The sequence below is a fragment of the Antrihabitans spumae genome, from assembly GCF_043944905.1.
Taxonomy (GTDB): Bacteria; Actinomycetota; Actinomycetes; order Mycobacteriales; family Mycobacteriaceae; genus Antrihabitans; species Antrihabitans spumae.
In genome coordinates, this window is record NZ_JBIMSN010000117.1 from 1 (window position 1) to 12717 (window position 12717).

General features: G+C 63.1%; 16 protein-coding genes. 11 read left to right on the plus strand and 5 right to left on the minus strand.

Annotation, left to right across the window (positions count from 1 at the left end; all coding sequences use genetic code 11):
• Window positions 1-60 precede the first annotated feature (60 nt).
• Window positions 61-1227 carry a hypothetical protein gene (locus ACHIRB_RS23720; RefSeq protein ID WP_395113242.1) on the minus strand — a complete coding sequence of 389 codons (1167 nt, stop codon included), beginning with the start codon at window positions 1225-1227 and terminating at the stop codon, window positions 61-63.
• Window positions 1228-1325: 98 nt separating this feature from the next.
• Here ACHIRB_RS23720 and ACHIRB_RS23725 point away from each other — a divergent pair, with 98 nt between their 5' ends.
• From ACHIRB_RS23725 to ACHIRB_RS23740, 4 genes are read left to right on the plus strand one after another with little or no spacing between them, the layout of a single operon-like run.
• Complete coding sequence (locus tag ACHIRB_RS23725; RefSeq protein ID WP_395113241.1) at window positions 1326-2303, plus strand: IclR family transcriptional regulator; 978 nt, start codon at window positions 1326-1328, stop codon at window positions 2301-2303.
• The gene (cysD, locus tag ACHIRB_RS23730) at window positions 2303-3217 is read left to right on the plus strand and encodes a sulfate adenylyltransferase subunit CysD (protein WP_395113240.1); all 915 of its coding nucleotides are present in this window, start codon (window positions 2303-2305) and stop codon (window positions 3215-3217) included. The genes ACHIRB_RS23725 and cysD overlap by 1 nt, the downstream gene beginning before the upstream one ends.
• On the plus strand, window positions 3217-5058 hold the full coding sequence (gene cysC / locus ACHIRB_RS23735) for an adenylyl-sulfate kinase (RefSeq protein ID WP_395113239.1): 1842 nt from the start codon (window positions 3217-3219) through the stop codon (window positions 5056-5058). The genes cysD and cysC overlap by 1 nt, the downstream gene beginning before the upstream one ends.
• Window positions 5059-5069: 11 nt before the next feature.
• Entirely contained in the window at window positions 5070-5828 is a 759-nt protein-coding gene (locus ACHIRB_RS23740; protein WP_395113238.1) for a 3'(2'),5'-bisphosphate nucleotidase CysQ, read from the plus strand.
• Here ACHIRB_RS23740 and ACHIRB_RS23745 read toward each other — a convergent pair.
• The 3 genes from ACHIRB_RS23745 to ACHIRB_RS23755 all read right to left on the minus strand — a co-directional run bounded on the left by ACHIRB_RS23745 (window position 5819) and on the right by ACHIRB_RS23755 (window position 7449).
• Window positions 5819-6286 carry a MarR family winged helix-turn-helix transcriptional regulator gene (locus tag ACHIRB_RS23745; RefSeq protein WP_395113237.1) on the minus strand — a complete coding sequence of 156 codons (468 nt, stop codon included), beginning with the start codon at window positions 6284-6286 and terminating at the stop codon, window positions 5819-5821. The two genes, ACHIRB_RS23740 and ACHIRB_RS23745, sit on opposite strands and share 10 nt — an antisense overlap.
• 34 nt (window positions 6287-6320) lie before the next feature.
• A complete protein-coding gene (locus tag ACHIRB_RS23750) occupies window positions 6321-6659 on the minus strand; it encodes a cupin domain-containing protein (protein WP_395113236.1) in 339 nt (112 codons plus the stop codon).
• An 85-nt stretch (window positions 6660-6744) separates the two neighbouring features.
• Complete coding sequence (locus ACHIRB_RS23755) at window positions 6745-7449, minus strand: haloacid dehalogenase type II (RefSeq protein ID WP_395125837.1); 705 nt, start codon at window positions 7447-7449, stop codon at window positions 6745-6747.
• Between the two features lie 219 nt (window positions 7450-7668).
• Here ACHIRB_RS23755 and ACHIRB_RS23760 point away from each other — a divergent pair, with 219 nt between their 5' ends.
• The 7 genes from ACHIRB_RS23760 to ACHIRB_RS23790 all read left to right on the plus strand — a co-directional run bounded on the left by ACHIRB_RS23760 (window position 7669) and on the right by ACHIRB_RS23790 (window position 11644).
• Complete coding sequence (locus tag ACHIRB_RS23760) at window positions 7669-7893, plus strand: DUF6400 family protein (RefSeq protein WP_395113246.1); 225 nt, start codon at window positions 7669-7671, stop codon at window positions 7891-7893.
• The gene (locus tag ACHIRB_RS23765) at window positions 7883-8134 is read left to right on the plus strand and encodes a hypothetical protein (protein WP_395113234.1); all 252 of its coding nucleotides are present in this window, start codon (window positions 7883-7885) and stop codon (window positions 8132-8134) included. Before ACHIRB_RS23760 ends, ACHIRB_RS23765 begins: the two co-directional genes overlap by 11 nt.
• An 80-nt stretch (window positions 8135-8214) precedes the next feature.
• The gene (locus ACHIRB_RS23770; RefSeq protein WP_395125838.1) at window positions 8215-8619 is read left to right on the plus strand and encodes a TOBE domain-containing protein; all 405 of its coding nucleotides are present in this window, start codon (window positions 8215-8217) and stop codon (window positions 8617-8619) included.
• On the plus strand, window positions 8616-9389 hold the full coding sequence (modA, locus tag ACHIRB_RS23775; RefSeq protein ID WP_395125839.1) for a molybdate ABC transporter substrate-binding protein: 774 nt from the start codon (window positions 8616-8618) through the stop codon (window positions 9387-9389). Before ACHIRB_RS23770 ends, modA begins: the two co-directional genes overlap by 4 nt.
• Window positions 9386-10195: an ABC transporter permease gene (locus tag ACHIRB_RS23780; RefSeq protein WP_395125840.1), complete on the plus strand. Its 810-nt coding sequence runs from the start codon at window positions 9386-9388 to the stop codon at window positions 10193-10195. The genes modA and ACHIRB_RS23780 overlap by 4 nt, the downstream gene beginning before the upstream one ends.
• A complete protein-coding gene (locus ACHIRB_RS23785) occupies window positions 10192-11268 on the plus strand; it encodes a sulfate/molybdate ABC transporter ATP-binding protein (RefSeq protein WP_395127787.1) in 1077 nt (358 codons plus the stop codon). Before ACHIRB_RS23780 ends, ACHIRB_RS23785 begins: the two co-directional genes overlap by 4 nt.
• 67 nt (window positions 11269-11335) lie before the next feature.
• Entirely contained in the window at window positions 11336-11644 is a 309-nt protein-coding gene (locus ACHIRB_RS23790) for a hypothetical protein (protein WP_395113229.1), read from the plus strand.
• 66 nt (window positions 11645-11710) lie between these two features.
• Here ACHIRB_RS23790 and ACHIRB_RS23795 read toward each other — a convergent pair whose 3' ends face one another.
• Window positions 11711-12580: an endonuclease domain-containing protein gene (locus tag ACHIRB_RS23795; protein ID WP_395113228.1), complete on the minus strand. Its 870-nt coding sequence runs from the start codon at window positions 12578-12580 to the stop codon at window positions 11711-11713.
• Window positions 12581-12717 lie beyond the last annotated feature (137 nt).

A 12717-nucleotide genomic window follows, 5' to 3' on the forward strand; every position in this document is an offset into this window, starting at 1 on the left:
TCATCGATCAACACCAGGCAGCTTCTGCCGCCTGAGGTTGACACAGGGAGTGTCATCGGTTCACCCGAGCATCCGGTTGGCGACAGCGGCTTGACGCGCTGCGATACGGGCCCGAAATTCTTCGGGTGTGATCGTATTCGTTTGGTAATACGGCAATTTCGATTCGACGTCGGCAAAATCCACGACCTCGACGGTAGGGCCGTCGGTCTCGGTCAACCGTCTGTCGACGCGCTGCCACCGGAACTGCAAATACCCACGCCGATGGCCCGTCGTCTCGATCCAGTTGGTGATCCCTGGATTGCGCTCGCTGACGACAAGCCGGATGTTGCCGTCCGGATCCGTCTGTGCCTGATGGGCATTCAGAGAGGTCTGATGATTGCTGTAGTCGAGCGAGATGTACCACCGACTGCCGAGTTGAAAACCCTGATACGGCGCATCCGATCTCGGGACGGTGATGATCAAGGCCTGGTCCTCATCGATGTCGAAATGCCCCGCCGACGAGTACTGCGTCGCCAATCCTCCTGGCGTGAGCCGAGGTTCGGTCATCGTGTTGACCGGGAGGTTCAGATAGAACCACTCAGGGAACTTCAGCCAGGTCTGCACGCGGGTCACCAAAGCCTTTCCGGCTCTGGCGAAGCGCTTCTCGACCAGCTCAGCGGTCAGCGGTGGCGGCGCGGTGCCCGCTGTGTCCACACGTTCGATGCGCAGAGTCCCGCGTTCGGCCTCCCAGTCGCTGTAGACCTCGCGCACCACCAGCTGAGCCGAACCCGGCGCCAGGGTGAAGTAATTGGTGCGGCCGTTTGCCGGTTCGGGACCGAAGTGTGCCCGGAAGGATCCGTCTGCGTCGATCTGTAGTTCACGGTCGTCGAAGGCCGTGACGCTGCCGGGCACGTTCGCGCTGGTGTAGTTGCCGTTGAGGACCTGAAAGCTGAGGTCGACGGTGGTGCCACGCTTTCCGGTCACGATGTATTCGTGGTCGTCGTTGATCCGTGCGCCGAAGTAGAGCGTGTCGGGATTGTCGAGTCCCATCTTCATAAACGGTCCGGTGCCCTGGACGAAGCCGGGATGGTCGCGTTCGGTTGCCCAGGTCGCGTGCATCGTCGCCAAGATTCCGCCTGCCAGATATTGGTAGCCCTCATGGAGGTCTTGCGGCGTCTGAATGTGCGGGGCGGTTTCGATCAACTTCTCCGCTTCGGCGATGGCTTCTGCCAGTGGATCGGTCAGCACGTGTGCTCCTCGTTCGCCCTGATTGGGGCTGGTCCAAATATGTACCTGCGTGGTACAACAGCTGTAAGCAGACTAGAACGTGTTCTAAGGAATGGTCAATGATTTCTGGGGCTCCCGCTTTTGCCGGTCCACCCGACCCGCCGCCGTCGGATGCAGGTAGTCGTCGCTCACCGCCAACCGAGCGGGTCGTCGCCGTGCTCGACTTCCTTGTCGCACACAAGGACCGCAGATACGGGCTTTCCGAACTCGCTCGTCGTCTGGAGCTGTCGAAGCCGACCTGTCTCGGGATCGTGTCCGCCCTCGTCGACGGCGGCTACCTGACGCGTGACCCGGTCGCGAAGCGCTACGGGTTGGGTCCGGCGCTCATCAGCGCGGGTCGGGCAGCGCAGGAAGGACTTGCTGTCGGTCCGATCGCGCGCCGCCACCTCGCCGAACTCAGCGACCGGTTCGGCACGACGTGCTCGGCGTCGACCGTGATCGGCGACCGGATCGCCGTCGTCGAACTGACCGCGCCGCCCGGCGTCCGGCCCAACGCCCGAGTCGGACAGCTCTACCCGTTCGCTCCGCCGGTCGGCCTGATGTACGTGTTGTGGGGCGGCGACACCGAACTCGACCGCTGGCTCGATCGCGAGCCGACGCTGCCCATGCGGATCGACCGCACACGCTTGCGGCAGGTAGTCGAACACTGCCGCCGCACAGGCTATTTGGTCGAGACGATGACGGCACTGGGGCAACGCCTGCACACGGTGCTCGCAGGGGTCGCGGCCGACGAAATACCGAAGGAGCTGCGCGAGATCATCGGTGAGATGGCAACGATCCTCGGCGAGCGTGTCTATCTCGAGGACGGTGTCGACGACGACCGGCACCCGGTGAGCCTCATCGCCGCGCCGACCTACGACGCCGATGCGCGCCAATCCATGGTGCTGACCCTGTTCGTCGGGTCGGCCATCGACCGCGCCGAAATCGATTTGCGGGCTAGGGCATTGATCGAAGCGGCCGACGCGATCACCAACGAGGTCGGTGGGATCAAACCCGTCGAAACTCAGGCCGTCGAACCAAGAGCAGGGGTGCTGTGATGACACGTGCAAGCTACGAGCTGACCCACCTCGAAGCCCTCGAAGCAGAAGCGGTTCACATTTTCAGAGAGGTAGCCGCGCAGTTCGAGCGGCCCGGACTGCTGTTCTCCGGAGGTAAGGACTCGGTCGTGATGTTGCACGTCGCGGCAAAAGCGTTCTGGCCTGGCCCTGTTCCGTTCGCAGTGATGCACATCGACACCGGCCACAACTTCGACGAAGTCATCGAATTCCGAGACAGGACCGCGGCGGAACGTGGATTGCGGCTTGTTGTGTCGAGCGTGCAGGACGACATCGACGCGGGTCGTTCGATAGAGGAATCCGGAGCGCGAGCAAGTCGAAACCGTTTGCAGACAACGGCATTGCTCCGCGGGATCACCGCAAACGGTTTCGACGCTGTGTTCGGAGGCGCACGGCGAGACGAGGAGAAGGCACGGGCGAAGGAACGAGTGTTCAGCTTCCGCGACGAATACGGCCAGTGGGATCCCCGCGCGCAACGACCCGAGCTGTGGAACCTGTACAACGGACGGCACCGCAAAGGCGAGCACATACGGGTCTTTCCCCTGTCGAACTGGACCGAACTCGACATCTGGCAATACATCCACGCCGAGCAGATCGACCTGCCGTCGATCTACTACGCGCACAAACGCAAGGTCGTCGCCCGCGACGGAATGTTGTTGGCCAGCACCCGGTTTCTGACCTTGCTACCCGGCGAGACGGAACACGAAGCGACGGTTCGTTTCAGGACAGTCGGTGACGCCACCTGTACCGGTTGCGTCGAATCGTCGGCGGCGACATCGGCGGAGGTCGTCGCCGAGGTGGCGGCCAGTCGCGTCACCGAACGTGGTGCGACCCGCGCCGACGACAGGATCTCGGAAGCGGGTATGGAAGATCGCAAGAAGGAAGGCTACTTCTGATGCCGCAATTGCTTCGAGTCGCGACTGCGGGCAGCGTCGACGACGGCAAGTCGACCCTGATCGGGCGCCTGCTCTACGACTCCAAGTCGATCTTCGAAGACCAGCTGGAGGCCATCGAGCGGACCAGCAGAGAACGCGGTGACGAATACGCCAATCTCGCACTGCTGACCGATGGACTGCGCGCCGAACGCGAGCAAGGCATCACCATCGACGTCGCACATCGCTACTTCGCAACTCCGCACCGGCGCTTCATCATTGCGGACACGCCAGGCCACGAGCAGTACACCAGGAACATGGTGACGGGCGCGTCGACAGCTGACCTTGCGTTGCTGCTGATCGACGCTCGCAAAGGTGTTCTCGAACAAACGCGCCGCCACGCCTTCATCGCAAGCCTGCTCGGCATTCCGCACATGGTGCTGTGCGTCAACAAGATGGACCTCGTCGAGTGGTCGATGGAACGATTCGACGAGATCTGCTCGGAGTTCCGGCAATTCGCGATGAAGCTGGATGTTCCCGACCTGACCTTCATTCCGGTTTCTGCGTTGCTCGGCGACAACATCGTCGAGCGCAGCACGAATATGGCGTGGTACGAGGGTGGTTCGCTACTGCACACGTTGGAGCAGGTACACATCGCCTCCGACCGAAACCTGATCGATGCGCGTTTCCCCGTGCAGCACGTGATCAGACCACAGCAAGCTGGTGCTGACCTGCACGACTTCCGCGGGTACGCCGGGACGATCGCAAGTGGCATCTTCAAACCCGGTGACGAAGTCGTCGCGCTCCCTTCCGGTTTCACCACACGGGTCAAAGCGATCTGGGGACCGGGTGGTCGGCCGATCGAGGAGGCGTTCGCGCCGGCAGCGGTGTGCATCGAGTTGGCCGACAACGTCGACGTCGGACGCGGAGACGTGTTGGCGCGTCCGAACAATCGGCCTCTGATCGGGCAGGAGGTCGACGCGCTCGTTTGTTGGTTCGCCGATCGATCGACGCTGAGCAAGGACGCTAGGTACACGATGCTGCACACGACCCGCGCGGTCAGGGCGCAGGTCGTCCGGCTCGACTACCGACTGAACATCAACACCCTCCACCGCGACGAGTCAGCGGACTCGCTGGCCTGCAACGAGATCGGTCGCGTGCAGCTGAAGCTGCAGCAGCCGGTTCTCTTCGATGCGTATCGCCGTAATCGGGTGATGGGAAGCTTCGTCCTTGTCGACGAATCGACCAACAACACGGTTGCCGCGGGGATGATCACCGGACCGACACTGTCCGCGTCGCGTGTCGTGTGGCATGCATCGGCACTTGCCCGGGACGAGCGCGCAACACGGGGTGCCACGGTGTGGTTGACCGGCCTGTCGGCAAGTGGAAAGTCTACGGTCGCAGTGGAGTTGGAGCGCCGACTGGTCGCTGCTGGCCATCCGGCCTATCGGCTCGACGGTGACAATCTTCGACACGGACTCAACGCGGACCTCGGCTTCAGCGCCGCGGACAGGTCGGAGAACGTGCGCCGCGTCGGTGCGGTCGCGCAGTTGCTCGCCGATGCCGGAACCGTCGCTGTCGCGTCGTTGATCAGTCCCTATGCGGCAGATCGCGATCGGATCAGAGCTCAGCACGAGGAGGCAGGCCTGCGGTTCGTCGAGGTCTTCATCGACACCCCCATCGAGATGTGTGAGCGTCGCGATCCGAAGGGGATGTATGCAAAGGCACGAGCCGGTGAGATCCGTGGTTTCTCCGGCATCGACGATCCGTACGAGCAACCGGCGCACGCTGAGCTCGTCCTGCGACCCTCCGACGGGAACCCGGTTGCGCAGGCGGCCCGAATCATGGAATACCTGAACCTGTGAATACTGTGCCTATGAACACGCTCTCCGATGCGCGTCTTGCTGCCGAACTCGCTGCCGAGGCGGGTGAATTGCTGCTGACGTTGCGTGCCGCCGAGGAGGAGTTGATCGACGGTAAGGCGCTCGGTCGCAAGGGTGATCAACTGGCGAATGTGCTTCTGCTCGATCGGCTTTCGGTCGATCGGCCGAACGACTCCGTGTTGTCGGAGGAATCGGTGGACGACAAATCCAGGTTGAACGCGTCGCGCGTGTGGATCATCGACCCGCTCGACGGAACCCGAGAGTTCAGCATGCCAGGCCGCGGTGATTGGGCCGTGCACGTCGCGTTATGGGAAGCGGGCCAGGGGATTACGGCTGCGGCGGTCGCGATGCCTGTCCTCGGAACGGTCCATGCGAGCGACGATGTCGCCGTACTTTCCGGTCCCGTCGACAGACCGATCCGAATCGTTGTCAGCGACAGTCGGCCGCCCGCGTTCACCGTCGACCTGGAAGCGCGTCTGGGCGCCCGCATCATCGGCATGGGTTCTGCCGGAGCAAAGGCGATGGCGGTCGTTCGAGGTGACGCCGACGCCTACGTCCATGCGGGAGGTCAGTGGGAGTGGGATTCGGCCGCACCTGTCGGCGTGGCGTTGGCGGCCGGTCTGCATTGCTCTCGAATCGACGGAAGTCCGTTGCGCTACAACGAATCGCATCCGTACCTGCCCGACCTGGTGATCTGCCGTCGCGAGCTCGCCGCGTCCATACTCGAGGTTCTTGCTGCTTCTCAGGTTTGAGGCGGACGGATGGCAGGTAGCTTCCCGTCGTTGGTCTCCATGAGCGCTTTCGTGATTCCGGTGCGAACGGTCTCGACCTGCCTGCGGCCGATCGCGTCCGCCCACGTTTGCTCGAGCTCCTCGTAAATCTCTTCGACCGCAACGAGGAGTTCGGTGCCGCGCGCGGTCAGGTGAATGATCTTCGCGCGTTGGTCGGCGGGGTGCGGGTCGCGTCGGACATAGCCGGCGGCCTCCATCGCCTCGATCAACTTCGAGGCAGCCTGTTTGGATACGCCCATCAGAACTGCAATCTCCGACGATTGAATTCCGTTGTCCCGAGCGGCAATCAGAACGAAACCGTAGTTGGGCCGGACGTCCGACCAGCCGCGTTCGGCGAGACGGGTGTGCAGGCCGTCGATAAACGAGCGATAGGCGATGGCGAACAGACGGGCAAGTGGGGGTGGCTGTCCCACGGTCATTGCGCCCACGGTGGGTTGAAAGCTTTGCCGTCTCCTAGGAGCGCTTGCCCGCCCACCGGAAGGCAGCACAGTGCTTGTAGTGGTTCGTCGCCTGCTGCGGTGATTTCGAAGTCGACGCCAGGCGGAACAACGACGACGACTCGCCGGTTGCGGCCTCTGCGTCGAGTCCGTCGATACGTGTTGCGGCTGTGCCTGCAAGGACGACGAATACTTCCTCTTTCGTCAGGCGATGCGGAGTCGCGGGTGTTCCCGGTGCAATTTCGACCCGCCACACGCTGGTGTCGGTGGAACCTCGGCTCGGTGTTGCCAACGACGTGAAGCGGGTGCCGCCTACTTCGTGAGTCGGGCCTGTGGGTGCGGTGATGACTGCCATGGTGGTCCCTTCGATTAAGTCAACTGGGTTGACTTCTTGAGGATGTCGCATCTCTCCCGATAAGTCAACCAAGTTGACTTTTGCGTCAGGTGCCCAGTTGGTCGGCCAAGTCGATGAAGTCGGAAGCATTGAGGTCGAAGGCGTCGTCGTATTCGGTGTCGGCCTGTGCGGTGGGACCGAATTCGAGTGGTCTGGCAACGAACGCCGTCTGGAAGCCGAGGGCTGCGGCAGCTCTGATGTCGTACTTGTGGCTGGCGACCATCATGATCTCGCCGTGCGGCAGGCCGAGGTAGCGCGCGGCCGTCGAATAGGTCGCGGGGTCGGGCTTGAAGGCGCCGACCATCTCGGCGGTGAAGATTGCGTCCCACGGCAATCCGCCTCGTTTCGACAGATTCACCACGGCACTGACATCAGCATTCGACAGCGTTGCCAGGGTGTACTTGGTGCTCAGCCGCCGTAGGCCCGGTACTGCATCCGGCCATGGGACGAGCCGCTGCCAGGCGAGTGTCAGGTCCTCCGCGTCTGCGTCGGTGTACTCGACGCCCGCGTCGCGGAGGAGAGCGTCGAGCGTGCGCCGGTAGATCGAGTGGACCGAGGTCCACGTTCCGGCTGGGGTTGGCGTCGCTGCGACTGCAGTGAAATACGCTGCGCGCCAACGATTGACGAAGTCAGCCCAGTCGACGCCGTCGTTGCGACCACGATCGATCCGGAGGGCCTCCGAGGTGACCGTTGTGAAGAAGTCGGTCGCGGTGCCTTGGACGTCGAACAGCAGTGCTTTCGGTCTGATCACGCCGACACCCCCGCCGACGTCCGATTCGCGGCGCTTACCGGCACCTCGATGCCCGTCGCGGTCTTGCCTGCGCCTTCCAGGACTGCTGTGAACTTCATCGCGCTCTCCAGACTATTTCCAAAACGTGATCCACGTCATTGTGATCATGATGCAGGTTAAGCGACCCTAACTTTTCGATGTCGATACTGCAGGAACGAGGGTGATCAGGTGAGTAGCGAAATGGAAATGTCGTTCGCCCTCGACCTCACGCTGGACGAGGTGCTGCGGCGAACCGCTGTGCTGGAAGCGCTCGGCGACGATTGGGACCCTGTCGCAGTGCTTCGCGAAGAGGAACTGGCATACGACATGTTGTACAGCGGTCTCGATGACGAGCAGCAGCGCATCTACGACGAGCTCGTCGTCGCCGGCGTGTTGCCCGATCCTGGAGCGCGCGATGCTGTCTGACGCAATGCCGATCGACCCGTGCGCCGACGCTGCGCGCCGAGCGTGGTTGCCGTGCGCGAACTGCGCCAAGGATTCGGGCTGCATCTCGTGCTTCGACGGCAGCAACTGTGCTTCGCACTGGCAATATCTGCTCGGGAACGACGGTCCGCGGGTGTTCCTGCAATGCCCGCAGTGCTCGAACGTGTGGAACGTGAACACTCGAGTCGGAGCAGTTTCCGACCTCGTTTCCGGCCGCGGCTGAGGACTGATAAGCGGGGCTGTGCACGCAGCTGCGGATCGGATCGGTTGTTCTGCGCGCGTCTGCGGTTCTAGTATCGTCCTGTGCCCAGTATCCGAATCCGCGAAGCGGCCCAACTCCTCGGAGTAAGTGACGACACGGTGCGTCGATGGGTCGACAACGGCGCCCTGGCGGCGACGACCGACGACTCGGGTCGCAAAGTCATCGCAGGCGATGTGCTTGCCGAGTTCGCGCGTTCGAATGCCAATCCGCCACACGATCCGGTCGGCGGCGGGAGTTCCGCCCGGAACCGGTTTGTCGGCCTCGTCACCAAAGTCGTCGTGGACAAGGTCATGGCTCAGGTCGAAATGCAATGCGGCCCTTTCACCGTTGTCTCCTTGATGAGTGCTGACGCAGTTCGTGAATTGCAGCTCGAGCCAGGCAGCCTCGCAGTTGCCGTCGTAAAAGCCACTACGGTCATCGTCGAGACTCCTGGGGGAATTTCGTGAAACGTCTTTTGGCCGCGGTTGTGGCGTGCGCAGGTGCCATTGGGTTCGTCGGTGGTTGCGGGTCGTCGCAGGACGACACAACCCCCGGTTCCACCTCGGGTGAGATAACAGTGTTCGCCGCGGCGTCGCTGAAGCAGACCTTCACCGAACTCGGCGACGTCCTGAAAGCTGAAAACCCAGGGGCGAACGTCACATTCAGCTTCGCGGGATCGTCGGATCTCGTCGCACAACTGACGCAGGGCGCACCGGCGGACGTGTTTGCGTCTGCGGATACCGCCAACATGACCAAACTGACCGACGCCGGACTTGCCGCAGGCGCACCCGTCGACTTTGCGACCAACACGCTCACGATCGTCACTGCTCCCGGAAACCCGAAGGGCATCACGTCGTTCGCCGACCTCGCTGAAGCGGGAACTCAACTCGTCGTCTGCGCGCCGCAGGTGCCGTGTGGAGCTGCCACCAAGAAGGTCGAAGACGCAACAGGAACCGACCTCGCCCCTGTCAGCGAGGAATCGTCGGTCACCGACGTGCTCAACAAGGTCACCTCTGGACAGGCCGACGCCGGCGTCGTCTACGTCACCGATGCTGCTGTCGCCGGTGACAAGGTGACCGCGGTGTCGTTTCCGGAGGCGGCGAAGGCGGTGAACACTTATCCGATCGTGACGGTGAAAGGCACAAAAGATCCTGATCTTGCAACGAAATTCGTCGAGCTTGTGTCGGGACCGAAGGGACGCGACATCCTGCTGAAGGCCGGTTTTCAAGCACCATGACAACCGAGCGGCGCCAGGCCGACGTTCGGGTCGGGCTGCCACTATGGATCTACCTGCCGGCCTTGGTAGGTTGCCTGCTCGTCGTGCTGCCGTTGGTCGCAATGGGAGCCAAGGTCGACTGGGGGAGCTTTGTCCAGCTGGTCACGTCCGAATCTGCAGTCGCTGCACTGAAATTGAGCCTTCGTACTGCTTTCGCAAGCACCGTGCTGTGTGTGATTCTCGGCGTGCCGATGGCAATTGTGTTTGCACGCAGCAACGTTCGCGGACTCTCGGTGGTGCGCTCGCTGATTCTGCTGCCCCTGGTGCTGCCACCCGTCGTTGGCGGCATCGCATTGCTCTACACGTTCGGTCGGCAAGGACTGCTCGGCGAACATCTAGAGATGATGGGCATTCGTATCGCGTTCTCCACCACGGCAGTTGTTCTCGCGCAGACGTTCGTCGCACTGCCGTTTCTCGTGGTCAGTCTCGAAGGAGCGCTGCGAACCGCCGGCCAACGATACGAGGCGGTCGCCGCCACACTCGGGGCACGCCCGACGACCGTACTGCGTAGGGTCACGTTGCCGCTGGTGCTGCCGGGTCTGGTGTCGGGTGCTGTGCTGGCGTTCGCCCGTGCGCTCGGTGAATTCGGTGCGACGCTGACATTTGCGGGCAGCTTGGAAGGCGTCACGAGAACGCTGCCGCTGGAGATCTACCTCCAACGTGAATCCGATCCCGATGCGGCCGTTGCCCTCTCGCTTGTCTTGGTCGTCGTCGCGATCGTCATAGTCGTCGCCGTGCGGCGCCGAAGTTCGGCCGGTGCGCTGTGAGCGGCCTGTGGGTTCATGCGGTCGTCGAGTCGCGTGCCATCGATGTCGAGGTAACGGTGGCGAAAGGCTCGGTAACCGCGATCCTCGGGCAGAACGGGGCGGGCAAGTCCACCGTGCTCTCGGTGATAGCGGGGCTGACGCGTCCCGACCGTGGTGGCGTCACACTGAACGGTCGGGAGTTGGCGGATGCGTCTCGAAACCTGAACGTGGCGCCGCACAAACGTGAAATCGCCTTGCTTGCACAGCAACCGATGCTGTTTCCACATCTGACCGTCGAGGCGAACGTCGAATTCGCGCCGCGAAGCGCAGGTGCTTCGAGACGCCAGGCGAGGGTCACAGCGGGGCAGTGGCTCGCCGCCGTCGACGCAGCAGAGTTGGCCGACCGCAAGCCCGCTCAACTCAGCGGGGGCCAGGCGCAGCGCGTCGCAGTTGCACGTGCGCTCGCTGCCGATCCGCAGCTGCTGCTGCTGGACGAACCGTTGGCGGCGTTGGATGTTGGTGCCGCTCCGGCGATCCGGCGGTTGCTGCGGAAAGTTCTCGCCGACTCCGAACTGACCGCGGTCCTGGTGACACACGATGCGCTCGACGCTCTGGCGCTTGCGGACCGGGTCGTTGTGGTCGATGGTGGCCGAGTCGTCGAAGAAGGTCCGGTTCGCGACGTGCTTGCCCGACCGCGCAGTGCCTTCGCCGCACGGATCGCGGGCATGAACCTGTGCGCAGGCGTGATCGAGGGTCCGGGTGTGCTTCGCGGAAGTGGCGGGTTGCTTGTGCACGGGTCGAGCGACGAACAGGCGGCGGTCGGCGAGCGGGCGGTCGCGGTGTTCAGCCCATCCGCCGTCGCGGTCTACGCAGAGTTGCCGGGCGGAAGTCCACGCAATCGTTTCGAGGTGGCGGTCGGCGAGATCGAGAACAGGGGAGCGGTCGTCCGTGTGCGTGGCGACGACGACGGTCCGTATGCGGGGCTGATGGCGGACGTGACTCCCGCCGCCGCGGTCGATTTGGATCTCGTCCCTGGCTCGCGGGTTTTCTTCGTCGTCAAGGCAACCGAGACCGCGATCTATCCGATTGCCTGAAGTCTGGTCGGCGCGTGGGCTAGCCTGATTTTTCGGGCCTTTCTTGTCCGGGTATCGAGGAGGAATCATGACCAAGCGTGCGCTGGCAACGGTTTTCGCAGCACTCGCTTTGGCGGTGCCGGTCGCCACCCTGACAGCACCCGTTGCGGTAGCTGCCGATCCGCCGCCGATCATCAATATTCCCGTGGAGGCCCTCCCGTACATCGAGGTCCCGCCGGCCATCAGCGATCAAGCCGCGCCGCTCGGCGCAGGCATCCGTGACGGCGTTACCGACTACAACAACGAGAACCCGGACCAGGTCAAGGCCTTCTTCGGAGCGCTGTCGGGCTTCTCCTGTGCGGTATCCGGACTCTTCGGGAAGCCCTGCAAGCTGTAGTTGTCGAGCGGGCTTTCGCTGCGGCAAACGTCGAGTAGCTTTCGCAGCCATGGCCCACTCGGCGGGTCAGATTCGAGCGCCAGCGGCCGCAAGTTCGGCACGTACCCGATCGATCACGACATGTGGGCGTTCGCGGAGCAGTGTGGCGCTGATATGAACGACCCGCCACCCCAGCGCTTCCAACAGGACTCGGCGCTCGATGTCCCACTCGTGCTGTTCCGGGTCGGTCCAATGCTGGGCGCCGTCGTACTCGACGGCGACCTGCCATTCTTCCCAGCCGAGATCGGTGCGCGCGATGACTCGACCGGAAGCGTCTCGTATACGAATCTGCGTTTGTGGCCGCGGCAACCCATCGTCGATGAGTAGCATCCGTGCGACGCTTTCCTGCGGCGACTCGGCTCCGCCGTCGACGTAGTCGAGAACTTTGCGGAGCGCGACGAGTCCTCGTGACCCTCGATGGCGAGCAGCGACAGTTGCGACGTCGTCGGTGGTCACGCCCGTTGCGTTGCATAGTGCATCGATTGTTGCGACAGCTTTGTGGAGAGGCAGACGGCGACCGAGATCGAAGGCGGTCCGAGCCGGGGTGGTTGCGAGTACGTCTGCGCGAGAGCAGATTTCGCTCGACTCGAGTTCGTTTCGATGCACGTTGATTCCCGGTGGCGTTCTCCTGTGGCGTGCAATTGCGAGTTCGGCGGGCGTATCGGCGTCGATCCACCTGGTTCCATGCAGAATTGCCGCCGACATGCCGACCGCGATGGCGTCACCTTTCGCCCAGTGGACTGCGGCCAGCGTGCGTATTCGCGCGGTGACCACAGTTCCCTTGCGGACGTACACGTCCGGAAACACTCTTGTGAAGTCTTTGCGCAGTTGCCAACTCGTGATCGTTCCCGCCGCGATTGCCCACGTCCCCGGGAACGGTTCGTCGAAGTCCCCCATCGATCGAGCCTGCCGGGCAGGAGCGGAAAGGCAAAACCGTTCATCCACAGGGTGCGATATCTATCCACAGGGAGCCGAGTGGGCTTTCGCTGCGGCAAACGCCGAGTAGCTTTCACAGCCACGGCCCGGTCGGCGCA